This window comes from Actinacidiphila yanglinensis (assembly GCF_900107965.1).
GTDB lineage: Bacteria > Actinomycetota > Actinomycetes > Streptomycetales > Streptomycetaceae > Actinacidiphila > Actinacidiphila yanglinensis.
Window position 1 is genome coordinate 224,880 of the sequence record NZ_FNVU01000005.1, and the last position, 22,048, is coordinate 246,927.

Consider the following 22,048-nt stretch of genomic DNA (forward strand, 5'->3'; position numbering starts at 1 on the left):
CGGGCATGCGCCCCGGGGCCCTGCTCAGTCGATCGGGTCCGTCGACCGACGGTCACATCGTCGGTCCGCCGGCCGCCGCGCTCACTGCTCGGCGGCCGCCGTGCGGAGGGATCAGCGCTCGACGTCGCCGCGGATGAACTTCTCGACGTTCTCGCGGGCCTGGTCGTCGAAGTACTGCACCGGCGGGGACTTCATGAAGTACGAGGACGCCGACAGGATCGGGCCACCGATCCCGCGGTCCTTGGCGATCTTCGCCGCTCGCACCGCGTCGATGATGACGCCGGCCGAGTTCGGGGAGTCCCAGACCTCGAGCTTGTACTCCAGGTTCAGCGGGACGTCGCCGAACGCGCGGCCCTCAAGGCGGACGTACGCCCACTTGCGGTCGTCGAGCCACTGGACGTAGTCGGACGGGCCGATGTGGACGTTCTTGGCGCCGAGGTCACGGTCGGGGATCTGCGAGGTGACGGCCTGCGTCTTGGAGATCTTCTTGGACTCCAGCCGCTCCCGCTCCAGCATGTTCTTGAAGTCCATGTTGCCGCCGACGTTGAGCTGCATGGTGCGCTCCAGCACCACACCGCGGTCCTCGAAGAGCTTCGCCAGCACGCGGTGCGTGATGGTGGCGCCCACCTGGGACTTGATGTCGTCACCGACGATCGGCACGCCGGCCTCGGTGAACTTGTCCGCCCACTCCTTGGTGCCCGCGATGAAGACCGGCAGCGCGTTGACGAAGGCGACCTTGGCGTCGATGGCGCACTGGGCGTAGAACTTCGCGGCGTTCTCGGAGCCGACCGGCAGGTAGCAGACCAGAACGTCGATCTTGCGGTCCTTGAGGATCTGGACGACGTCGACCGGGGCCTCGTCGGACTCCTCGATGGTCTCGCGGTAGTACTTGCCGAGGCCGTCCAGGGTGTGGCCGCGCTGGACCGTCACACCGGTCTGCGGGACGTCGGTGATCTTGATGGTGTTGTTCTCGCTGGCCCCGATGGCGTCGGCGAGGTCGAGACCGACCTTCTTCGCGTCGACATCGAAGGCGGCCACGAACTCGACGTCGCGCACGTGGTACTCACCGAACTGCACGTGCATGAGACCAGGCACCTTGCTGTCCGGGTCGGCGTCCTTGTAGTACTCGACACCCTGCACCAGCGACGTGGCGCAGTTGCCCACGCCAACGATGGCTACGCGGACCGAACCCATACCGGTTGCTCCTTGTGAAATAGTCACGCGGTTCCCCGATCCCGGGTCGGCCGCCGTTCTCTTGGTTGTTGTCTAGTCGTCCCGCTCGGCGGTCGGACGCTCCACGCGTCCGGCCCGCTCGGTCTCGATCAGCTCGTTGAGCCACCGGACCTCGCGCTCCACCGATTCCATGCCGTGCCGCTGCAACTCGAGCGTGTAGTCGTCGAGCCGCTCGCGGGTGCGCGCCAGTGACCCGCGCATCTTCTCCAGTCGCTCCTCCAGGCGGCTGCGCCGCCCTTCGAGAACGCGCATCCGGACGTCCTTCGACGTCTGACCGAAGAAGGCGAAGCGGGCGGCGAAGTGCTCGTCCTCCCAGGCGTCGGGGCCGGAGTGGGCGAGCAGCTCCTCGAAGTGCTCCTTGCCCGCAGCCGTCAGCCGGTAGACGATCTTCGCCCGGCGGCCGGCGAGGGGCGTGGCCAGCGGGTCGCTGTCCAGCGCCGATTCCTCGATCAACCACCCCTGGGTGACCAGCGTCTTCAGGCACGGGTACAACGTGCCGTAACTGAAGGCGCGGAACACCCCGAGCGAGGTGTTGAGCCGCTTGCGCAGCTCGTAGCCGTGCATCGGGGACTCACGCAGCAGACCGAGAACCGCGAACTCGAGGATTCCGGAGCGCTTGCTCAATCCCTCGTCCCCTCGTATCCCGTCGTCTGTGCCGCGTGTGTGTCAGCCCGATGTATCGAGCCGATACATCGTGACGATAGAACGGCCCGAGACATCATGCAAGGCGGGTTACGGTGACCGGCATCACATCGGCAAACCTGTGAGCCACCAACTGACCGATATGTGTGGATCATTCGGGCCGCGGGGCATTTGACCGTGCGTACTCTGTTCGCCATGCGGAGCACCGGGAACCCTGCGGCGTTGGGGTGCGTCATGATCCTTGGTGCGGTGCGGCCTGACCCGGCCGCGCCCTGGGGGAACCGACCGGAATGTCATCGATGCCTTCAGGCGAACCCGCCTGTCGAGGAGTAGCTGTTCAATGAGCGAGCACCGTCGCAAGCCGCCGCAGTCGCCCTCCGGCGGCCGTGCTGCCGCCCGGCGCGGGGGACAGCAGCCGACACCCCCTCCCTCCGGTGGCAGGCGCGCCGTCGGCGGTCCCCCCGCCGGAGGTCCCCCGCCGGGAGAGGCCCCGTCGAGCACGTCGAACGGCGGCTCGCACGCGGGCGGCGGTCCGCCCTCGGCCGGCTCGCCGTCCGAGGGCCCGGCCACCACGATCGGGCGGGAGCAGCCCTACGAGGGCCGTGCCGCCGCCCGCCGGGCCGCCCAGGGACGCGGTGGAGGCGGTGGAGGCGGCAGGCGCCGCGCCGCCAACGCCTCCGCGGCCGGCGGCTCCGCCGGTCCCGAAGGCCGTGGCGGGCGCCGCCCCGGCAAGAAGCGCTTCATCGACTACCCCCGGTACGGCAAGGAGGGCTGGCAGCACTGGATGCCCTCCTGGCGCCAGGTCACCACGCTGTGCATCGGCTTCCTCGGCGCCCTGGTCGGCCTGATCGGGATCGCCTACGCGATGGTGAGCGTGCCGAACGTCAACCTCGCCGCCCGGGCCCAGAACAACGTCTACTACTGGGCCGACGGCAGCCAGATGATCGCCTACGGCGGTGACGTGAACCGCCAGATCGTCACCATCGACGAGATCCCCAAGGCGATGCAGGACGCGGTGATCGCGGGTGAGAACAAGACCTTCGAGACCGACAGGGGCATCGACCCCAAGGGCATCGCCCGCGCGATGCTCAACATGGCCAAGGGCGGCGAGACCCAGGGTGGTTCGACCATCACCCAGCAGTACGTGAAGAACACGTACCTCAACCAGGACCAGACGGTCGGCCGGAAGGTCAAGGAACTCTTCATCTCCATCAAGGTCGGCGAGACGATGAAGAAGTCCGACATCATGGCGGGCTACCTCAACACGTCGTACTTCGGCCGGAACGCCTACGGCATCCAGGCCGCCGCCCGCACCTACTACGGCGTGGACGCGATCAATCTCAACCCGAGCCAGTGCGCGGTCCTTGCCGCGCTGCTCAAGGGCCCGACGTACTACGACCCGGCCGGCAACCCCGACATCGACCCGATCGCCACCGCGGCGAGCAACAAGCGGAACTCGGAGATCCGCTGGAAGGACATCCTGGACCTGGAGGTCAAGGACGGTCTGCTGACGGCCTCCGAGCGGGCGCACTACACCGCGTACCCCATGCCGGATCCGCCGAAGAAGAACGCGCAGCTGGCCGGCCAGATCGGCTACATGGTGGACCTCGCCAAGAACTACGTGATCAACAACACGAAGATCACCGCGGACCAGCTGGCCCTGGGTGGCTACCAGATCCACACCACCTTCCAGAAGCCGCAGGTGGCGGCCATGGAGGCGGCGGTCAAGAAGGTCCAGAAGCAGTCGATCAAACCCGGTACCGGCGCCCACGTGGTGAACGGCGAGGACATGGACAAGTACGTCCAGTTCGGCGGGGCCTCGGTGAACCCCCAGAACGGCGCGATCGAGGCCATCTACGGCGGTACCGACGCCACCAAGCACTTCACCGACAACGCGGACGCCACCGGTGCCCAGGTCGGATCGACCTTCAAGCCGTTCGTGCTGGCCGCCGCACTCACCCACGGTGCCCGCAGTGCCGACGGCGGGGAGACGCAGAGCGACGCGGAACGCACGCTGGTCTCGCCGGACAGCGTCTTCAGCGGCAAGAACAAGCAAGAGATCATGTCGTACACCGGCAAACCCTGGGTCGGCTACGACAAGAACAACAAGCCGTTCAACTGGTTCCAGCCCAACGACGACGGTGAGAACTTCGGCCGGGTCACGCTGCGCAAGGCCCTGGACGAATCGCTGAACTCGCCCTTCGTCCAGCTCGGTGAGGACGTGGGCACCGACAAGGTGCACGACGCCGCCCTCTCCGCGGGCCTGGTCGAGGTCCCCGGGAACGGCCTGAGCGACTACAAGAACAGCGTCACCTACTCCATCGGTACCTCCTCGCCCAGCGCGATCCGGATGGCCGACGCGTACGCCACCTTCGACAACCACGGCCGCCAGAACGACCCCTACTCGGTCACCAGCGTCACCCACAACGGCAAGCAGGCCTTCAAGCACGAGACGAAGACCAAGGTGGCCTTCTCCCCGACGGTCTCGGACACCATCACCGGCATGCTCACCGACGTGATCAAGAAGGGCACCGGTACTCCCGCGCAGCTCCCCGGCGGCCGTCCCGCGGCCGGCAAGACCGGTACCACCGACGACAACAAGTCGGCGTGGTTCGACGGGTACACCCCGCAGCTGTCCACCTCGATCGTGATGTTCCGCCGCGACGACAGCGACAAGCCCGGCGGCAACGCGTTCCTGAAGATGTACGGCACGGGTGGCGCCGAGGCGGTGACCGGTAACTCCTTCCCCGCGCGGATCTGGAAGGACTACATGAGCACGGCGATGGACGGTAAGCCGCAGGAGAGCTTCGAGAAGCCCAGCGAGGAGATCGGCAAGGTCATCTACGGCAACGTGCCGAGCCCGACGCCGACGCCGACGATGACCACGCCGCCCACCACGGCCGCGACGACCCCGCCGACGACTCCCCCGACCACCCCGGCCACGCCGACGACCCCGCCGACGACACCCCCGACCACCCCGCCGTGCACGTCGATCTTCGGCTGCCCGACGACGACCGCCACGCCCACCGGCCCAGGCACCGGCAACGGGGGCGGCAAGAACGGCGGCGGTGGCAACGGCGGGCAGACCGGCGCCCCAGGAACGCAGGAGAACACGGAAAGTACCCGGCAATGACCCGACGGTGATCCGGTACGACCTGCCGGTGAGCCCGATGCGAGAGCCCCCGGAGCCACGACGGCGCCGGGGGCTCTCGCATCCACAGTCCGGTACGGCAGGATGGCGCCATGACGAGCGTGCGTTACCGAGCAAAGGGCGATCGGCGCGAGTTCCCCGTGCGCCCCACGGACGACGACCCGGTCGCCGCGGCGGGCAGCGAGTTCATCGGCGGCCCGGCCGGCCGCCGGGCGCTGTCCGGGCACCGCTGGTGGAACCCGCTGCGGGTGATGGTCCTCGTCGTCATCGGCATGTTCGCGCTCGGCATGGTGCAGAAGACGTCCTGCTACTCCGGGGGCTGGTTCCAGCCGCCGCCCAGCGACCAGCAGTACGCCCACGCCTGCTACTCCGACATCCCGCACATGTACACCCAGCGCGGTTTCGCGAGCGACCTGGTGCCGTACTTCGACCACATCCCCTTCTCGCTCAGCGGCTCGGCCGACATCCACTACCTCGAGTACCCGGTGCTGACCGGGCTGTTCATGGAGGTGGCGTCCTGGCTGACCCCGCACGGATCGGGGCAGCACAACGCGCAGATGTTCTGGATCGTCAACTCCGGGATGCTGATGATCTGCGCGGTCGCGCTGGTGGTGTGTGTCGCGCGCACCAACCGGCGGCGGCCCTGGGACGGCCTGTTCGTGGCGCTGTCCCCCGCGCTCGCCCTGACCGCCACCATCAACTGGGACCTGTTCGCGGTCGCACTGGCGGCCGGCGGCCTGCTGCTGTGGTCGCGGGGCCGCCCTGGCTGGGCCGGGGTGCTGATCGGGCTCGCGGCGGCCGCCAAGCTCTACCCGGTCCTGCTGCTCGGCGCGCTCTTCCTGCTCTGCCTGCGGGCGGGCCGGCTACGGCAGTTCGGCCGGACGCTGGGCGCCGCGGTCGGGGCCTGGCTGGTGGTGAACCTGCCGGTGATCGCCTTCGCGCCGCACGGCTGGGCGCAGTTCTACACCTTCAGCAAGAGCCGCGGCACGGACTACGGTTCGGTGTGGATGATCATCAAGGACCGCAGCGGCAACCCGCTCGACGGGGTCAACGAGTACGGTATCGCCGTCATGCTGCTGCTGTGCGTGGGCATCGCGGCCCTCGCCCTGTACTCCCCGCGCCGGCCGCGGCTGGGCCAGATGGCCTTCCTCGTGGTGGCGGCACTGCTGATCAGCAACAAGGTCTACTCGCCGCAGTACGTGCTCTGGCTGCTGCCGCTGGCGGTACTCGCCCGGCCGCGCTGGCGTGACCTGCTGATCTGGCAGGGCGCCGAGGTGCTGTACTTCCTCGGCATCTGGTACCGGCTGGCGTATCTCAACAGCGCCAAGCACCACGGCCTGACCGCCGACGCCTACCACCTCGCGATCGGCGTGCACGTGCTCGGCGTGCTGTACCTGTGCGCCCTGGTGGTGCGGGACATCCTGATGCCGCAGCACGACGTGCTGCGGCAGGACGGTTCGGACGACCCGGCGGGCGGCGTCCTGGACGGTGCCGAGGACGCCTTCGTCCTCGGCACGCCGGCACACGAGCCCAAGCACGCGTCGGCGGCGCCGGTCCCCTACGCGGACTGAGGGCCCGTTGCGCGGACCGGGAGTCCCCACGCGGACTGACGGTCCACGACGCGGTCGAACTGGGTGGTGGTGTGCCGCAGGTGTGCCACCAGCTCGTCGCCGACCGCGGGCGGTGCCACGTCGCTGGGCAGGTACAGGATCGACACCTGCATGTGCGGCGGCTCGGCGAACCACCGCTGCTTGCCCGCCCAGACGAACGGCGACAGGTTGCGGTTGACCGTGGCCAGGCCGGCCCGGGCCACGCCCTTGGCACGCGGCATCAGGCCGTGCAGCGCCTTGGGCGCCTCCAGTCCGACGCCGTGCGAGGTGCCGCCGGCCACGACCACGAGGTGTCCGTCGGCGGCGGACTTCTCCTGCCGGTAGCCGTACCGCTCGCCCTTGGCGATCCGGGTGACGTCCAGGACCGCGCCGCGGTACTCCGTGGCGTCGTGGTCGCCCAGCCACATCAGCGTGCCGATCCGGGCCCGGAACCGGGTCTGCGGGAACTGCTGCTGGAGGGTGGCCAGTTCGGTCGCGGAGAGGTGGCTGACGAACATCGTGTGCAGCGGCAGCCGGGCTGCCCGCAGCCGTTCCATCCAGCTGAAGACCTCCTCCACCGCGTCGCTGCCGTCGGCGCGGTCCAGCGGCAGGTGGATGGCGAAGCCCTCCAAGCGCACGTCGTCGATCGCGGTGTGCAGCTTGACCAGGTCGTCCTCGGCGACGCCGTGCCGCCGCATGGAGCTCATCACCTCGATCACCACGCGCGCGCCGACCAGCCCGCGTACCCCCTCGACCGAGGAGACCGAGCGGATCGCCCGGTCCGGCAGCGGCACCGGCTCCTCGCCCAGCCGGTAGGGAGTCAGCACCAGCAGGTCGCCGCCGAAGTAGTCCTTGATCCGGGCCGCCTCGTACGTGGTGCCGACCGCGAGCATGTCCGCGCGCAGCCGGGTCGCCTCGTCGGCGAGCCGTTCGTGGCCGAAGCCGTAGCCGTTTCCCTTGCAGACGGGCACGATGCCGGGGAACTGGTCGACCACGGACTGCTGGTGCGCACGCCAGCGCGCGGTGTCGACGTAGAGGGTGAGCGCCATCGCGTGGTCAGGACCTTTCTTCGGTGCTCCCCACGGACCGGGTCCGGGGGGAGAGTCGGCCGGTCAGCGGCGCGACATGTAGATGTCGAGTGCCTTGTGGAGCAGCTTGTTGAGCGGGAAGTCCCACTCGCCCAAGTATTCGGCAGCCTGGCCGCCGGTGCCCACCTTGAACTGGATCAGGCCGAACAGATGGTCCTTGTCGTCCAGGGAGTCGCTGATGCCGCGCAGGTCGTAGACGCTGGCGCCCATCGCGTACGCGTCGCGCAGCATTCGCCACTGCATCGCGTTGGACGGGCGCACCTCGCGCTTGTGGTTGGCAGAGGCTCCGTAGGAGTACCACACATGCTGTCCGACGGTCAGCATGGTCGCCGCCGCGACCGCCTCGCCCTCGTGCATGGCGAGGTACAGCCGCATCCGGTTGGGCTCCTCGCCGTTGAGCGTGGTCCACATCCGCTGGAAGTAGCCCAGCGGGCGGGGCCGGAAGTGATCGCGGGTGGCGGTGATCTCGTACAGGTTCTGCCACACCGGCAGGTCGTCGTAGCCGCCCTGGATCACCTGGACGCCGGCCTTCTCGGCCTTCTTGATGTTGCGGCGCCACAGCTGGTTGAAGCCCTTGAGGATGTCGTCCAGCGAGCGGTTCTCCAGCGGGACCTGGTAGACGTAGCGCGGCTGGACGTCACCGAATCCCGCGCCGCCGTCCTCGCCCTGCTGCCAGCCCATCCGGCGCAGCCGGTCGGCGACTTCGAACGCGCGCGGCTCGACGTACGTGGCCTCGACGTCGCGCAGCCGCTTCACGTCGGGATCGGCGATGCCGGCCTTGACCGCGCCCGCGTCCCAGCGGCGGATGATCACCGGCGGGCCCATCTTCACGGTGAACGCGCCCTGCTGCTTGAGGTGCTTGAGCATCGGCTGGAGCCACTCGTCGAGGTTCGGCGCGTACCAGTTGATCACCGGCCCCTCGGGCAGGTACGCGAGATACCTCTTGACCTTGGGCAACTGGCGGTAGAGCACCAGGCCGACCCCGACCAGCTGGCCGGTGCTGTCGTCGAACCAGCCGAGGTTCTCCGAGCGCCACTCGTTCTTCACGTCGGCCCATGCCGGGACCTGGCAGTGGCTCGCCGAGGGCAGGCTCTGGATGTATCCCAGGTGCTGCTCGCGACTGATGGTCCTCAGGGACAGGCTCATACGGGGCGCTCCCCATGCTCCGACTGCGGGCTTTTGCTGGCCCGAAGCCTACTGCGGGAGGGGAGCGCCGCCGCTACTGCCCGTCAGCCGCTCGATCCGGCTCGGGGCTCCACGGGGAGCCCGGCCGTTCTACGAGAAGCCGCCGTGGGCCATGCCCAGGTAGAAGCCGAGTGCGGCCATGCCCAGGCCGATGATCAGCGCGAAGCGCTCGGCGGTGGTGGCGGAGATGTACTGGCCCCAGGCACCGGTGAGGATGCCGGCCAGCCCGGTCGCCGAGCTGACCACGTGCAGGCTGTGGAACCCGGCCGTGGTGACCGCGACGATGCCGAGCACGAGGGTGACCACGAGGAGCGAGTTCTCCAGTGGATGGCGCTGGCCGTCGGTGTTGAAGGTGAGGTGGTGGGTCCGAGCCGTGGTGGTCCGAGCTGCGTGCTGCTGTGCCATGGGGCACCTCCGTGGTGGAGAGGTGGCGCAAGGTGACGCCCGCCACACCCGATGTCTACAGATTGAGGGCATAACCGGGCGGATTTCAACCCGGGGGACCGACACGGGTACGCTGAGCGGTCTGCACCGGTTCTTTCGCCGGGGAACGGCAGCGCGCCAAGCGCTGTCAGAGCCCCGCGTTACCGTTGCGACGCAAGACAAACCCTCCTGCCACGGAAACGCCGTGGCCGCTGAGTCCAAAGGAGGTGGGTTCCCCTATGCGTCACTACGAGCTCATGCTCATTCTCGACCCCGATCTTGAGGAGCGCGCTGTCTCCCCGCTGATCGAGTCCTTCCTGTCCGTCGTCCGCAGTGGCGGCGGCAGTGTGGAGAAGGTCGACACCTGGGGCCGTCGTCGTCTCGCCTACGAGATCAACAAGAAGCCCGAGGGCATCTACTCGGTCGTCGACCTGAAGGCCACGCCTGACGTCGTCAAGGAGCTGGACCGCCAGCTCAACCTGAACGAGTCGGTGCTGCGGACCAAGGTCCTGCGTCCGGAACTCCACTGATCCGGGTCTCCCGGACCACCGAGAACCGAACCACCGCGTAACCGAGTAGCAGCCACCACCACTGCACCGCCCACCAAGCCAGTCGAGAGGTCATCCCAATGGCAGGCGAGACCGTCATCACGGTCGTCGGCAATCTCGTCGACGACCCCGAACTGCGCTTCACCCCCTCCGGTGCGGCGGTCGCGAAGTTCCGCGTCGCGTCCACCCCCCGCACCTTCGACCGGCAGACCAACGAGTGGAAGGACGGCGAGAGCCTCTTCCTCACCTGCTCGGTCTGGCGGCAGGCGGCGGAGAACGTCGCCGAGTCGCTCCAGCGCGGCATGCGCGTCATCGTGCAGGGCCGGCTGAAGCAGCGGTCGTACGAGGACCGTGAAGGCGTCAAGCGGACGGTCTACGAGCTGGACGTCGACGAGGTCGGCGCCAGCCTGCGCAGCGCCACCGCCAAGGTCACCAAGACCAGCGGCGGCGGCGGTCGCAGCGGCCAGCAGGGCGGCTACGGCGGCGGTGGCGGCGGTGGCCAGGGCGCCGGCGGAGGCAACTGGGGCGGCCAGCAGGGCGGCGGCGGTGCTCCCGCCGACGACCCCTGGGCGACCAGTGCTCCGGCCGGCGGCCAGAGCGGCGGAGGTAGCTGGGGCGGCGGCTCCGGTTCCTCCGGCGGTTCCGGTGGCGGCTACTCGGACGAGCCGCCCTTCTGAGGGCGGACCCTCACACACTTCTTGATTTCACAGGAGAGACACCATGGCGAAGCCGCCCCCGCGCAAGCCGAAGAAGAAGGTCTGCGCGTTCTGCAAGGACAAGACCGTGTACGTGGACTACAAGGACACGAACATGCTGCGGAAGTTCATTTCCGACCGCGGCAAGATCCGTGCCCGCCGCGTCACCGGCAACTGCACGCAGCACCAGCGTGACGTCGCCACCGCGGTGAAGAACAGCCGCGAGATGGCGCTGCTGCCGTACACCTCGACGGCGCGATAAGGAGAGGGTGACCCAGTATGTCGAAGATCATCCTCACCAACGAAGTCAGCGGCCTCGGTGCCGCCGGCGACATCGTGGACGTCAAGCCGGGCTATGCCCGCAACTACCTGATCCCGCGTGGCTTCGCCATCGCGTGGACCAAGGGTGGCGAGAAGGACGTCGAGCAGATCCGCCGCGCCCGGCGGATCCGCGAGATCCACTCGCTGGACGACGCGAACACCGTCAAGGCCCAGCTGCAGGCCGTCAAGGTCAAGCTGAGCACGCGTGCCGGTGACACCGGTCGCCTCTTCGGGTCCATCACCCCGGCCGACATCGCTGCGGCGATCAAGGACGCGGGTGGCCCGCAGGTCGACAAGCGCCGGGTGGAGGTGGCCGCGCCCATCAAGACGCTGGGCGCGCACCGCATCTCGGTGCGGCTGCACCCCGAGGTCGAGGCTGTCCTCGATCTGGAGGTCGTGGCCGCGTAACGCGGCATTTGTTCCACGTGGAACATCGCGAACATGTGGAACAGCGAGGGCCGGCTCCCGTCAGGGGGCCGGCCCTTCGCGTGCCGTCGGTCAGCGACTGGCCCCCGTCACCGCCCAGCGGCCGGACCGGGACCGCAGCCACAGACCCGCGAACCGGGTGAGCATCATCAGTCCCATCGCCCACCACAACGCGGTCAGTCCGCCGCCGACCACCGGCACCACGAAGGCGACCGGTGCGAAGACCACCAGCGTCACCAGCATCGACCAGGCCAGATAGGGACCGTCACCGGCGCCCGTCAGCACGCCGTCGAGTACGAAGACCACCCCGCAGACCGGCTGCGCCAGCGCCACCACCAGCAGCGCGGAGTCGAGTGCCTGCCGCACCGCGGGGTCGGAGGTGAACAGCGGCCCGACCACCGGCCGGGCCAGCACCACCAGCACGCCCAGCACGATCCCGCAGACCAGACCCCACTGGATCATCCGCTGGCAGGCGGCCCGCGCCCCCGCCGCGTCGCCGGCGCCCAGGAAGCGGCCGATGATGGCCTGCCCGGCGATCGCGATGGCGTCCAGCGCGAAGGCGAGCAGCGACCAGACGGTGAGGGTGATCTGGTGGGCGGCGATCGAGGTGTCGCCGAGCCCGGCGGCGACCGCGGTGGCGATCATCAGGACCGCCCGCAGGCTGAGGGTACGGACCAGCAGCGGCACCCCGGCGCGGGCGCACGCGCGGATCCCGGCGAGGTCCGGGCGCAGCACCGAGCGCCACGCGTCAGGGGCCTGCCGCCGGGCGCCGCGGACCACCACGGTGAGGTAGACCGCCGCCATGCCGTTCTGCGCGATGACCGTGCCCCAGGCGGAGCCGGCGATCCCCAGGCCGGCGCCGTAGACGAGGGCCGCGTTGAGCCCGGCGTTGACGGTGAAGCCGGCCACCGCGACGTACAGCGGGGTCCGGGTGTCCTGCAGGCCGCGCAGCACTCCGGTGGCGGCGAGCACCATCAGCATCGCGGGGATGCCGAGTGCGCTGATCCGCAGATAGCTGCTCGCGTACGGGGCCGCCGTGGGGGAGGCGCCGAAGAGGTCGACCAGCCCGGGCGCGGTGGGCAGGACGGCGGCGACGACCAGGGCGCCGATCAGGAGGGCCAGCCAGACGCCGTCCACGCCCTGGCGCAGGGCCGCCGGCAGGTCGCCGGCGCCGACCCGGCGGGAGACCGCGGCAGTGGTGGCGTAGGCGAGGAAGACGAAGACGTTGACCGCGGTGGTGAGCAGTGCCGCGGCGACGCCGAGCCCGGCGAGTTGGGCGGTGCCGAGATGGCCGACAACCGCACTGTCCACCATCACGAAGAGCGGTTCGGCGACGAGGGCGCCGAAGGCGGGCAGCGCGAGTGCCACGATCTCCCGGTCGTGGCGGCGGCGCACGGAGCGGGGCGGCCGGGCGGGGTCGCGTGACGTGGCGGCGTCGATGGCCGGGGGCACTGGACTCACAGCCGAATATCCTAACCGTCCACAGGTAAGAGGTGAAATTACCGTGCACTCATTACGGGCGACTGCGTAGAGTGATCTCCTCCGCGTCGTTTGTCATGATCTTGGTCCGCGAGCAGAAATTTTTCTCCTGCACAGGCTATGGATGAAGAAAGTGCAGGTCAGACGGTGTTTCGCAAGGTGTCCGACAGCTTGTCCACAGCGCTGTCCCAAGGGCTGTACACAGGTTGGGGGCAGTTCTCCACAGCTATGTCGCCGTCGTCCACACCCCCTGTGGATAACCGGCTTGGTGTGGACCGCCGGTGGGCCTAGCGTGGGGCGTCCCCGACCCCGCGAAGTGCGCGCGCCGGGTGGCTCGCTGGACGGATGTGCTGCGGTGAAAACCGGAGCGCCGCCGTGAAAGAGTGGCACGCACGCGGGATCCGGTCGAACCGGCCGGACAGGAGGAGGTGGGGGGAATGAGCCAACCCGAACCCGCCGACGAGCACTGGGCGGACCACCCCCCCGACGAGCGTCCCGCGGTCAGCCAGTTCCGCAAGCGCGGCTCCGGCGGCGCGGACGACAGCCGTTTCTCCGAGGGCGGTGGCGGCTTCGAGCGCGTCCCCCCGCAGGACCTGGACGCGGAGCAGTCCGTCCTCGGCGGCATGCTGCTGTCCAAGGACGCGATCGCCGACGTCGTCGAGGTGCTCAAGGGCGCCGACTTCTACCGGCCCGCCCACGAGACGATCTACAACGCGATCCTCGACCTCTACGCCCGCGGCGAGCCGGCCGACCCCATCACCACCTCCGCCGAACTCACCAAGCGCGGCGAGATCGCCCGCATCGGCGGGGCGCCCTACCTGCACACCCTCGTCAACGCGGTGCCCACCGCGGCGAACGCCGAGTTCTACGCCGAGATCGTGCACGAACGCGCCGTGCTGCGCCGCCTGGTGGAGGCCGGCACCCGCATCACGCAGATGGGATACGCCGCCGACGGGGACGTCGACGAGATCGTCAACAACGCGCAGGCCGAGATCTACGCGGTCACCGAGCAGCGGACCTCGGAGGACTACCTGCCGCTCGGCGACATCATGGAGGGCGCCCTCGACGAGATCGAGGCGATCGGCTCCCGCAGCGGGCAGATGTCCGGCGTCCCCACCGGCTTCACCGATCTCGACTCCCTCACCAACGGCCTGCACCCCGGTCAGATGATCGTGATCGCGGCCCGCCCGGCGATGGGCAAGTCGACGCTCGCGCTGGACTTCGCCCGCACCTGCTCCATCGCGAACAAGATGCCCAGCGTGATCTTCTCCCTGGAGATGGGGCGCAACGAGATCGCGATGCGCCTGCTGTCGGCGGAGGCCCGGGTCGCCCTGCACCACATGCGCTCGGGCACCATGACCGACGACGACTGGACCAAGGTCGCCCGCCGGATGTCCGACGTCACCGAGGCGCCGCTCTACATCGACGACTCCCCGAACCTGTCGATGATGGAGATCCGGGCCAAGTGCCGCCGCCTGAAGCAGCGCAACGACCTGCGGCTGGTGGTCATCGACTACCTCCAGCTCATGCAGTCCGGCGGCTCCCGCCGCCCCGAGAGCCGCCAGCAGGAGGTCTCGGACATGTCCCGTAACCTCAAGCTCCTCGCGAAGGAGCTCGAGGTCCCGGTGATCGCCCTCTCCCAGCTCAACCGCGGTCCCGAACAGCGCACCGACAAGAAGCCGATGGTCTCCGACCTGCGTGAGTCCGGCTCCATCGAGCAGGACGCCGACATGGTGATCCTGCTGCACCGCGAGGACGCCTACGAGAAGGAGTCCCCCCGCGCGGGCGAGGCCGACCTCATCGTCGCCAAGCACCGCAACGGCCCCACCGCCACCATCACCGTGGCCTTCCAGGGCCACTACTCCCGCTTCGTGGACATGGCCCAGACCTGAGCAGTACTCGCCTTGTCGTCCCTACTTGCTGAGCTGCGCGCGCAGCGAGTCGGCGTCCATCATGTACCACATGTGCTTGAATCGGCCGTCCTCGACCTCGTAGAACGCGGTCTCGGCGAAGGAAACGGTGGCCCCGGTGGGAGCCAGGCCGTTCCACTCCCGCTGCGGTGTTCCGGTGTCGATGAGGCGGGCAGCGACATGACCACCGTCGACGAGGAGCTCCTGGATCTCCCATGACAGGTCCGGGACGGCGTCGGTGTGCCGGCGGAACTCGGCCACCATGTCGTCCCGCGCGACCGGAGTGCCGTTCATGATGACCTCGTCGTGCGCGAACTCATCCATGCGATCGAAGTCACGGTTGTTCGCCAGTTCCACATACCGTCGGTAGAAGTCGCGCAGTTCCTCCGGCGTCATCCCCGCGCTCACGTGATTGTTCATTGCGATTTCCCATTCTTTCTTGTGTGACATCACTGTTCACATGGACCGCCCTGCCAGAAGGGCCGCTGACCAGCCGTGCCATGAGACCGACCGATTTCGCTGCCTTGAGGGCCGGAGCAGTTCCACGCCTTGAGTCTCGCTCTGCGCCGGCCGAAGTAAAATGGCCCTGTCCAGCCTCGTACTGGCAGGGCGACCCTCCGATCCCAGGCCTTGTGTGACGACTGGAGACGTGGTCTTGAACTCGCATGAACTTGCCAGCAGCCTGCGTGCGTGGCGTGACCGGGTCTCGCCGGGTGAAGCGGGCCTGCCCGAGGGGGGCCGACGGCGGGTGCTCGGCCTGCGCCGGCAGGAGGTCGCCCAGCTCGCGGGATTGTCGGTCGAGTACCTCGCCCGTCTGGAACAGGGGCGTGCCGGACACCCCTCGGCGCCCGTGCTGATGTCACTGGCCCGCGTCCTGCGGCTGTCCGACCAGGAGCGCGCGCATCTGTTCCGACTCGCGGATCAGGCCGAGCCGCTGTCCGGACAGATCAAGCGCCACATCACGCCCAGCGTGCAGCGCATCCTGGACCGCCTCACCGACACCCCCGTCACCGTCGTCGACGCGTCATGGCAGTGCGTCACCTCCAACGCCCTCGCCAATGCCTTGACCGGGGATTCCTCAGCCCTGCCGCCGCGGGAGCGGAACCTGGTGTGGACCACGTTCACCCACGTGCCCACCCGATATCTGCGCACTGACGACGAGGAGCGTCTCCTGCGCTTGGAAGTGGTCGCTGATCTGCGGGAGGCGTGGGTCCGATATCCGAAGGACACCCTGCTTCGCGGGCTCATCACGGAACTTCGGACGGTCAGTCCCGACTTTGCGGAACTGTGGGAGCAACGCGTTCCTCCTCAGCCCATACCGAGCAGCAGGACGTTCGTGCATCCGGAAATCGGCCCGATCACCCTCGACTGCGACTTCCTCACCGTCCGCGACAGCGATCTCCGTCTCATCGTCTACACCGCAGCGCCCGGCAGTAAAGCCGCCGGGCAACTCGACCTCCTCGCAACAATCGGCCTTCAACAGTTCGGCTGACGCCAGCGCGGAAGCAACGAGAGCAGCGAGGGCCTCAGTGCATGGCACCGGAGTGGAGAACCTACAACTCTCACGGGCCCTGCCGTACTGATGTCGCTGACGACGTCAGCGTGAGACCAGCGCGTGGGGGCTGCTGCTCAGCGACTCGTCTCGTACCTGGTCAGGACCACGCCGCCGGTGAACGTCCGCGTCTCCACCAGGTTCAGCTTCACCCAGCTGTCCAGCTCGGCGAAGAACGGCGTGCCGCCGCCCACCAGGACCGGATGGGTGGCGACCACGTACTCGTCGATCAGCCCGGCGCGCATTGCCGCACCGGCGAGCGTCGCGCCGCCGATGTTCATGGGGCCGCCGTCCCCGGCCTTGAGCCGGGTGATCTCGGCGATCGCGTCGCCGGTGACCAGGCGGGTGTTCCAGTCGACCTTGTCGATGGTCGAGGAGAACAGCACCTTCGGGGTGTCCCGCCAGTTCCGCGCGAACGCGATCTCCGCCGGGGTGGCGTCGGGCTGCTGGTCGCCGGTCGGCCAGTAGGAGCTCATCGTCTCCCACAACTTGCGCCCGTACAGCGACAGTCCACTCGCCTGCTCATGGTCGAGCCAGTACTGGAACAGCTCGTCGCTCGGCGGTCCGCTCCAGCCGATGTCGTCTCCGGCCGCGGCGATGTAGCCGTCCAGGGTCAGGTTCATGGCGTAGATCAGTTTCCGCATGGCCCAGCCTTCCGTCCGTGGGTGTCCGGCGGGTAGACCGGCGCGGCGCGGGAAACTCATCGCTGCGCGACCCGCGCCCTCCGGAGCCCTCGCGGGTGCCGGAGGGGCGCGGGGATCAGGCGGACTTCCTGGTGAAGGTGCCGCGCCAGACCTCGAGGGTGCCGTCGGTGAGTGCGGAGGCGTAGTTGAGGACGCGGGTGTAGCCGTCGTCGAGGAGCATCGGGAGGGCGGGGCCGGGGGGCAGGCCGTGGGCGAAGGTGGTGTCGAGCCACTCCTTCACCCAGGCCGACTCGTTGGCCCATTCGACCGGGGTGAATCCCGCGTCCTGGAGGGAGGCGAGCAGTTCCTCGGGCGGGACGACGAAGCTGTCGGTGCCGTCCAGGGACCAGGGCATCGGCCAGGGCAGGTCGGCGGGGTGCGGTCGGCAGACCTCCCAGACGGCCAGGCGCGCGCCGGGGGCGAGGCGTTCGGCGATGTGGCGGAACCACGCGGTCTTGTCGGGCACGTTCATCTGGACGTGCAGCGTGAGCGCGGCGGCGAAGGGGGCGTCCGGGTGGAAGCTCGCGATGTCCCCGGTGTGGAACCGGACGGAGTCGGAGAGCCCCGCGCGGGCGGTCAGCTCGCGGGCTGCCTCGACGTAGGCGGCAGTGATGTCGACGCCGACGACGTGGTTGCCGGTGCGCCGGGCGATCTGGCGCGCGGGTCCGCCGAATCCGGAACCGACGTCCAGGATGACATCGCCTTCCGCCAGGGCGAGGCCGGGGATGAGCAGGTCGACGGCCTCGGCGCCGCCGATGTGGAACTGGTCGAGGTTGTCCAGGGCTCCGCCGGCCGCGGCGTCGACCTCCGGGTGAGCGCTCAGCAGCCGGTCGATCGCCTGGTCGACGTCGGGTTCTCCGTAGGTCATGGCAACCGGGTCCTTGGGTTCGGGGCGGGTACGGCCGCGCCGGGGTGGGACACGGAGGCCCCGGGCACCCGGCACGGTTGAAGGGTACGCAGAGTCGGTTGATTTTTTCTACCACTCGATAGGGGAAATCAACCCACCAGGTCCTACGCTGGACCCATGCGGAGCTATGGCCAGTACTGCTCGATCGCCCGGGCCCTCGACATCGTGGGAGACCGCTGGACGCTCCTGGTCGTACGGGAGCTGATGCTGCAGGGCCCCTGCCGGTTCACCGACCTGAAGAAGGGGTTGCCGGGCGTCGCGGCCAACCTGCTGTCGGCGCGCCTCAAGGAGCTCGAGGCCGCCGGACTGCTCACGCGCGAGGACGCTCCGCCGCCCGTCGCCACCGCGCTGTACGCCCTGACCGAGGACGGCCGCGCGCTGGAGCCGGTGCTCAGGGCGCTCGGACTGTGGGGCCTGCGGTTCATGACCGAGGAACGGCCGGACGACTCGTTCCGGGCGCGCTGGCTGGCGTACGCCCCGGCGTGGTTCACCACCGACGCCGACCCCGGCGCCCCGCCCGCGGTCATCCAGGTCGTCGCGTCGGGAGAGCCGGCCGTCATCGAGGTACGGGACGGCCGGATCCACAGCCGGACCGGCCGTGTCACGGACCCGGATCTCCTGCTGGAGGGCCCGCCCCGCGCCGTGCTCGGACTGCTCACCGGCGTGATCGATCTCGAACTCGCCCAGGGGCTCGGCCTGTCCGTCCGCGGCCGGCGTGAGCTGCTGGCCAGGCTCCGCCCGGTCCCGCGCGACTGACCCGGTCCCGCGCGACCGGCCCGAGCCCGACCCCCGGCCCGGGCCCGCACCGCGATCAGCGCTGAGCCCGAGCGGCCGGCGGGAGCGTCGGAGGACTGCCGGGCGGATCGGTCAGGATTCGAGAAGCGCCGCCCGTGGGCCGTGCCTAGCATCGTCGGCATGGACCTCACGATTCACACCAGCTTCCTTCCGCACGACGACCCGGACGCGTCCGTGGCCTTCTACCGCGACGTCCTCGGCTTCGAGGTCCGCAGTGACGTCGGGCAGGGCAAGATGCGCTGGATCACGGTCGGCCCCGTCGGCCAGCCCAGCACCTCCCTCCTCCTCGCACCGCCGGTCACCGATCCCGGGGTCACCGAGGACGAGCGCCGCACCATCCAGGAGATGATGGCCAAGGGCACCTACGGCTGGATCCTGCTCGCCACCCGGGACCTCGACGCGACGTTCGAGAAGGTGCAGGCCGGCGACGCGGAGGTCGTCCAGGAGCCGACCCGGCAGCCGTACGGCATCCGGGACTGCGCCTTCCGCGACCCCGCGGGCAACCTCGTCCGTATCCAGGAACTCGGCTGAGCCGACGTGCGGCGCCGGGGGGACGTCCTCCCGCGGGTCCGCCCCTGCCCGCGCACAGCTCACGTGTCCTGCGGGGCGGACCGTCGTACGGGGGCGTCGTACGCAGGACCGTCGCACGGAGAACCGTCGGCCCGAGGACGGTCGTACCGCTCACCTCGACAGAAAGGCCTCCTGCCATGTGCCACCCCTCGTGGGGGCGCGCGCGGACCGAGGCGCAGCGCCTGAGCGACCTCGCCCGCCTGCGCCGGGTCCGGGACCGCATCGACCGGGACTACGCGCAGCCCCTCGACGTCGAGGCGCTCGCCCGGGGCGTGCACATGTCCGCCGGACACCTCAGCCGCCAGTTCCGGCTGGCGTACGGCGAGTCGCCGTACGCGTACCTGATGACGCGTCGCATCGAGCGCGCGGCGGCGCTGCTGCGGCGCGGCGACCTCAGCGTCACCGAGGTCTGCTTCGCGGTCGGCTGCTCCTCGCTCGGCACCTTCAGCACCCGCTTCGCCGAATTGGTTGGTGTGCCGCCGAGCACCTACCGGCGGAGCGCGGCGGGCGCCGCGGCGGGGATGCCGCCGTGCGTGGCGAAGCAGGTGACCCGGCCCACCAGGACGCGGCAGGCGCCCTTCGCCGAGCCGCAGCCGGCCTGAGGCGAACCACCGGCTGACCGTGTGCGGGCCGGAACCCCACCCGCCTCAGAGGCACCCGTCCCGTCGTCCTGACCTGCCACGGAACGCCCCGCCCGGCCCGCGAGATGATCGCGTCATGACTGAGATCGTCTTGATGTCGGACCCGAAGGTCGCCGCCATACCCGTCCGGGAGTGCGGCGAGCGGCTCGTGGACGTGCGCACGGACAGCCCCCTGCTGGTCGATCGGCGCAAGTGGCAGGACTCCGCGGGTGCCTTCGGTCACCTGAGGGAAGGCGTGCTCGACCGCCTCCTCGACGCGGAGTCCCGACTGCCGCAGGGCATACGGCTGCTGTTCGTCGAGGGCTACCGCCCGCCGTCCCTGCAGCTCCGCTACTTCGACACGTACGCGGCCACGCTGCGCGCCGATCACCCGGAGTGGTCCGCCGAGCAGGTCCGCTCGGCGGCCAGCCGCTACGTGTCCCCTCCCGAGATCGCGCCGCACAGTGCCGGAGCGGCCGTCGACCTGACGCTCGCCGACGCCGACGGGCGTGAACTCGACCTGGGCACCCGCATGAACGCGACTCCCGAGGAGAGCGCGGGCGCGTGCTACACGCACGCCGACGGCATCGGCGAGGACGCCCGCGCCCACCGCGACCTCCTGGGCACCGTCCTCACCGCTGCCGGCCTCGTCAACTACCCGACGGAGTGGTGGCACTGGTCCTACGGGGACCGCTACTGGGCCCTGCAGACCGGAGCGGACGCCGCCCCCTACGGTCCCCGGGAACTCGACTGAGCTCGGCCGCACCCGGCTTCCCGACGATGCCACTCAACGGGTGGTGAAGGCACCGCCGTTGACGTGCAGGGTCTGGCCGGTGATGTGGCGGGCGCCCGGGGAGGCGAGGAAGAAGGCGGTCTCGGCGATGTCGCCCGGGGTGCCGGGCCGCCCGTTGTGGGTTTCCTGGATCAGGGCCGCGTGGCGGGCGTCGGTCATGCCGCCGCGGAAGAACTCGGTGCCGGTGACGTAGCCGGGGGAGATGACGTTGCTGGTCAAGCCGTGCGGGGCGAGTTCCGCGGACAGCGACGTGCTCCACGCGCCGAGGGCCGCCTTCGCCGCGCCGTAGGACCCGCCGCGCCGCTCGGCGCCGATCGAGCCGATGCTGATCACGGCGCCGCCGTCGGCGAGGCTGTCCCGCACGGCGGCGGTGGTCAGCACCGCGCTGAGCAGGTTGCGGCCGAGGCTGGAACTCCACTGGGCGAGCAGGGCCTCCAGCGGCGGGAGACCGTCAGGGGACGGTGCGGGGAGCCCTCCGGCCGCGTTGACCAGCACGTCGACGGTGGGGAGTTGAGCGGCGAGGGCCGCGGTCGGGCCGGGGTCGGTGGCGTCGCAGACGATGCCGCGCGCGCCGAGATCCTTCGCGGTGCGTTCCACGGTGTCGGCGTGCCGCCCGGTCAGGACGACCTGGGCGCCGTCGGCGGCGAAGCGTGCGGCGATGGCACGGCCGATGCCGCCGCTTCCTCCGGTGACGAGCACGGTTCGGGTCAAGGGATCGCTCCTCATGCTGCCTGGTGGTACCTCCACCTGCTACGTTTAGAGCTAAACATAGTGCGCGGTGCGCAGACAAGGGGGATTCCGCCATGGCCCACGGCTCGCCGGACGCGCACCCGGAGGTGCCGCCTGACGCTTCGCGGGACGCACCGCCGGACGACCGGCCGGCCTCCTCCGAGGACTCCCCGCCGCTCTACCCCGCGGCCGCGATCGCCGCCGCCTGGCAGCGGGAACGCCCGGGCACCCCGACCGCGTCGATCGAGGTCGTCACGCCCATCCGGCGGCTGGCCAAACTCTTCGCCGACGACCGCAACCGGGTGCTGCGCGCCGCCGGCATCGACGCGGCCACCCTCGACCTGCTGTCCGTGATCCGCCGCTCGGGCCCGCCCTACGCCCTGTCCACCCGCGAGATCGCCCGCCGCACCCTGGTCACGGCCGGCGCCGTCTCCCAGCGGGTGGCGCGCGCGGAGGACGGCGGCCTGGTCCGCCGCGGCCCGGCACCGACCGGCGGCCGTACGGTGCTGGTCGCGCTGACGGCCGACGGCCACGCCCTGATCGAGCGCTCCGTCGACGCGGTGCTCGGGCGCGAGGCGACGCTCGTGGCGGGCCTGTCCCCGGAGGAACGCGCCCTCCTCGTGGGGCTGCTGGACAAGCTGTCCACCGACGTCCGGGCGCGGACGGCCGAGCCCATGCGCTGAGAGGATCCGCCGAGCCGATGCCAGGA

23 protein-coding genes are annotated in these 22,048 nt (G+C 69.8%); 13 read left to right on the forward strand and 10 right to left on the reverse strand.

Annotated elements, in window-relative coordinates; genetic code table 11:
- Nucleotides 1-111 precede the first annotated feature (111 nt).
- Nucleotides 112-1,194 carry an inositol-3-phosphate synthase gene (locus C4U44_RS13600; protein WP_103886019.1) on the reverse strand — a complete coding sequence of 361 codons (1,083 nt, stop codon included), beginning with the start codon at nucleotides 1,192-1,194 and terminating at the stop codon, nucleotides 112-114.
- A gap of 72 nt (nucleotides 1,195-1,266) precedes the next feature.
- Nucleotides 1,267-1,857, reverse strand: coding sequence for a PadR family transcriptional regulator (locus C4U44_RS13605; protein ID WP_103886020.1), 591 nt, complete (start codon nucleotides 1,855-1,857; stop codon nucleotides 1,267-1,269).
- A gap of 358 nt (nucleotides 1,858-2,215) precedes the next feature.
- Between C4U44_RS13605 and C4U44_RS13610 the strand changes: the two genes are divergently transcribed.
- Both C4U44_RS13610 and C4U44_RS13615 read left to right on the forward strand, forming a co-directional pair.
- Entirely contained in the window at nucleotides 2,216-5,008 is a 2,793-nt protein-coding gene (locus C4U44_RS13610) for a transglycosylase domain-containing protein (protein WP_103886021.1), read from the forward strand.
- 110 nt (nucleotides 5,009-5,118) lie between these two features.
- Nucleotides 5,119-6,597, forward strand: coding sequence for a glycosyltransferase family 87 protein (locus C4U44_RS13615; RefSeq protein WP_103886022.1), 1,479 nt, complete (start codon nucleotides 5,119-5,121; stop codon nucleotides 6,595-6,597).
- Here C4U44_RS13615 and C4U44_RS13620 read toward each other — a convergent pair.
- The 3 genes from C4U44_RS13620 to C4U44_RS13630 form a co-directional block, all read right to left on the reverse strand.
- Nucleotides 6,585-7,664: an alanine racemase gene (locus C4U44_RS13620; RefSeq protein WP_103886023.1), complete on the reverse strand. Its 1,080-nt coding sequence runs from the start codon at nucleotides 7,662-7,664 to the stop codon at nucleotides 6,585-6,587. The genes C4U44_RS13615 and C4U44_RS13620 overlap by 13 nt on opposite strands.
- A 63-nt stretch (nucleotides 7,665-7,727) precedes the next feature.
- The gene (locus C4U44_RS13625) at nucleotides 7,728-8,849 is read right to left on the reverse strand and encodes a lipid II:glycine glycyltransferase FemX (RefSeq protein WP_103886024.1); all 1,122 of its coding nucleotides are present in this window, start codon (nucleotides 8,847-8,849) and stop codon (nucleotides 7,728-7,730) included.
- A gap of 129 nt (nucleotides 8,850-8,978) precedes the next feature.
- Nucleotides 8,979-9,293, reverse strand: coding sequence for a hypothetical protein (locus tag C4U44_RS13630; protein ID WP_103886025.1), 315 nt, complete (start codon nucleotides 9,291-9,293; stop codon nucleotides 8,979-8,981).
- A 257-nt stretch (nucleotides 9,294-9,550) separates the two neighbouring features.
- Between C4U44_RS13630 and rpsF the strand changes: the two genes are divergently transcribed.
- The 4 genes from rpsF to rplI all read left to right on the forward strand — a co-directional run bounded on the left by rpsF (nucleotide 9,551) and on the right by rplI (nucleotide 11,283).
- The gene (gene rpsF, locus C4U44_RS13635) at nucleotides 9,551-9,841 is read left to right on the forward strand and encodes a 30S ribosomal protein S6 (protein ID WP_103886026.1); all 291 of its coding nucleotides are present in this window, start codon (nucleotides 9,551-9,553) and stop codon (nucleotides 9,839-9,841) included.
- Nucleotides 9,842-9,939: 98 nt separating this feature from the next.
- Complete coding sequence (locus C4U44_RS13640; RefSeq protein ID WP_103886027.1) at nucleotides 9,940-10,536, forward strand: single-stranded DNA-binding protein; 597 nt, start codon at nucleotides 9,940-9,942, stop codon at nucleotides 10,534-10,536.
- 43 nt (nucleotides 10,537-10,579) lie between these two features.
- Complete coding sequence (gene rpsR, locus C4U44_RS13645) at nucleotides 10,580-10,816, forward strand: 30S ribosomal protein S18 (RefSeq protein WP_031512678.1); 237 nt, start codon at nucleotides 10,580-10,582, stop codon at nucleotides 10,814-10,816.
- Between the two features lie 17 nt (nucleotides 10,817-10,833).
- Nucleotides 10,834-11,283: a 50S ribosomal protein L9 gene (gene rplI, locus C4U44_RS13650; protein WP_103886028.1), complete on the forward strand. Its 450-nt coding sequence runs from the start codon at nucleotides 10,834-10,836 to the stop codon at nucleotides 11,281-11,283.
- Nucleotides 11,284-11,373: 90 nt separating this feature from the next.
- On the opposite strand, the gene C4U44_RS13655 is transcribed toward rplI, so the two are convergent.
- Nucleotides 11,374-12,762 (reverse strand): MATE family efflux transporter, encoded by a 1,389-nt coding sequence (locus C4U44_RS13655; RefSeq protein ID WP_407642831.1) that lies wholly within the window; start codon nucleotides 12,760-12,762, stop codon nucleotides 11,374-11,376.
- 455 nt (nucleotides 12,763-13,217) lie between these two features.
- Here C4U44_RS13655 and dnaB point away from each other — a divergent pair, with 455 nt between their 5' ends.
- Nucleotides 13,218-14,672, forward strand: a complete 1,455-nt coding sequence (gene dnaB, locus C4U44_RS13660; protein WP_103886029.1) for a replicative DNA helicase — start codon at nucleotides 13,218-13,220, stop codon at nucleotides 14,670-14,672.
- A gap of 21 nt (nucleotides 14,673-14,693) precedes the next feature.
- Here dnaB and C4U44_RS13665 read toward each other — a convergent pair whose 3' ends face one another.
- Nucleotides 14,694-15,110 (reverse strand): ester cyclase, encoded by a 417-nt coding sequence (locus tag C4U44_RS13665; RefSeq protein ID WP_235032056.1) that lies wholly within the window; start codon nucleotides 15,108-15,110, stop codon nucleotides 14,694-14,696.
- 235 nt (nucleotides 15,111-15,345) lie between these two features.
- Here C4U44_RS13665 and C4U44_RS13670 point away from each other — a divergent pair, with 235 nt between their 5' ends.
- Nucleotides 15,346-16,182 carry a helix-turn-helix transcriptional regulator gene (locus C4U44_RS13670; protein ID WP_235032057.1) on the forward strand — a complete coding sequence of 279 codons (837 nt, stop codon included), beginning with the start codon at nucleotides 15,346-15,348 and terminating at the stop codon, nucleotides 16,180-16,182.
- A 137-nt stretch (nucleotides 16,183-16,319) separates the two neighbouring features.
- Here C4U44_RS13670 and C4U44_RS13675 read toward each other — a convergent pair whose 3' ends face one another.
- Together C4U44_RS13675 and C4U44_RS13680 are read right to left on the reverse strand one after the other, a co-directional pair.
- Complete coding sequence (locus tag C4U44_RS13675; RefSeq protein ID WP_103886032.1) at nucleotides 16,320-16,886, reverse strand: dihydrofolate reductase family protein; 567 nt, start codon at nucleotides 16,884-16,886, stop codon at nucleotides 16,320-16,322.
- A gap of 115 nt (nucleotides 16,887-17,001) precedes the next feature.
- The gene (locus tag C4U44_RS13680; RefSeq protein WP_103886033.1) at nucleotides 17,002-17,793 is read right to left on the reverse strand and encodes an SAM-dependent methyltransferase; all 792 of its coding nucleotides are present in this window, start codon (nucleotides 17,791-17,793) and stop codon (nucleotides 17,002-17,004) included.
- 156 nt (nucleotides 17,794-17,949) lie between these two features.
- Here C4U44_RS13680 and C4U44_RS13685 point away from each other — a divergent pair, with 156 nt between their 5' ends.
- The 4 genes from C4U44_RS13685 (at nucleotide 17,950) to C4U44_RS13700 (ending at nucleotide 20,571) form a co-directional block, all read left to right on the forward strand.
- Entirely contained in the window at nucleotides 17,950-18,588 is a 639-nt protein-coding gene (locus C4U44_RS13685; RefSeq protein ID WP_103886034.1) for a winged helix-turn-helix transcriptional regulator, read from the forward strand.
- 159 nt (nucleotides 18,589-18,747) lie between these two features.
- Complete coding sequence (locus C4U44_RS13690) at nucleotides 18,748-19,158, forward strand: VOC family protein (protein WP_103886035.1); 411 nt, start codon at nucleotides 18,748-18,750, stop codon at nucleotides 19,156-19,158.
- A gap of 176 nt (nucleotides 19,159-19,334) precedes the next feature.
- Nucleotides 19,335-19,799, forward strand: coding sequence for a helix-turn-helix transcriptional regulator (locus tag C4U44_RS13695; RefSeq protein ID WP_103886036.1), 465 nt, complete (start codon nucleotides 19,335-19,337; stop codon nucleotides 19,797-19,799).
- Nucleotides 19,800-19,914: 115 nt separating this feature from the next.
- Nucleotides 19,915-20,571 carry a M15 family metallopeptidase gene (locus C4U44_RS13700; RefSeq protein WP_103886037.1) on the forward strand — a complete coding sequence of 219 codons (657 nt, stop codon included), beginning with the start codon at nucleotides 19,915-19,917 and terminating at the stop codon, nucleotides 20,569-20,571.
- Between the two features lie 33 nt (nucleotides 20,572-20,604).
- Here the strand turns inward: C4U44_RS13700 and C4U44_RS13705 are convergent, their stop codons facing one another.
- Nucleotides 20,605-21,321 carry an SDR family NAD(P)-dependent oxidoreductase gene (locus tag C4U44_RS13705; RefSeq protein ID WP_103886038.1) on the reverse strand — a complete coding sequence of 239 codons (717 nt, stop codon included), beginning with the start codon at nucleotides 21,319-21,321 and terminating at the stop codon, nucleotides 20,605-20,607.
- Between the two features lie 92 nt (nucleotides 21,322-21,413).
- Here C4U44_RS13705 and C4U44_RS13710 point away from each other — a divergent pair, with 92 nt between their 5' ends.
- Nucleotides 21,414-22,022 carry a MarR family winged helix-turn-helix transcriptional regulator gene (locus C4U44_RS13710; RefSeq protein ID WP_103886039.1) on the forward strand — a complete coding sequence of 203 codons (609 nt, stop codon included), beginning with the start codon at nucleotides 21,414-21,416 and terminating at the stop codon, nucleotides 22,020-22,022.
- Nucleotides 22,023-22,048 lie beyond the last annotated feature (26 nt).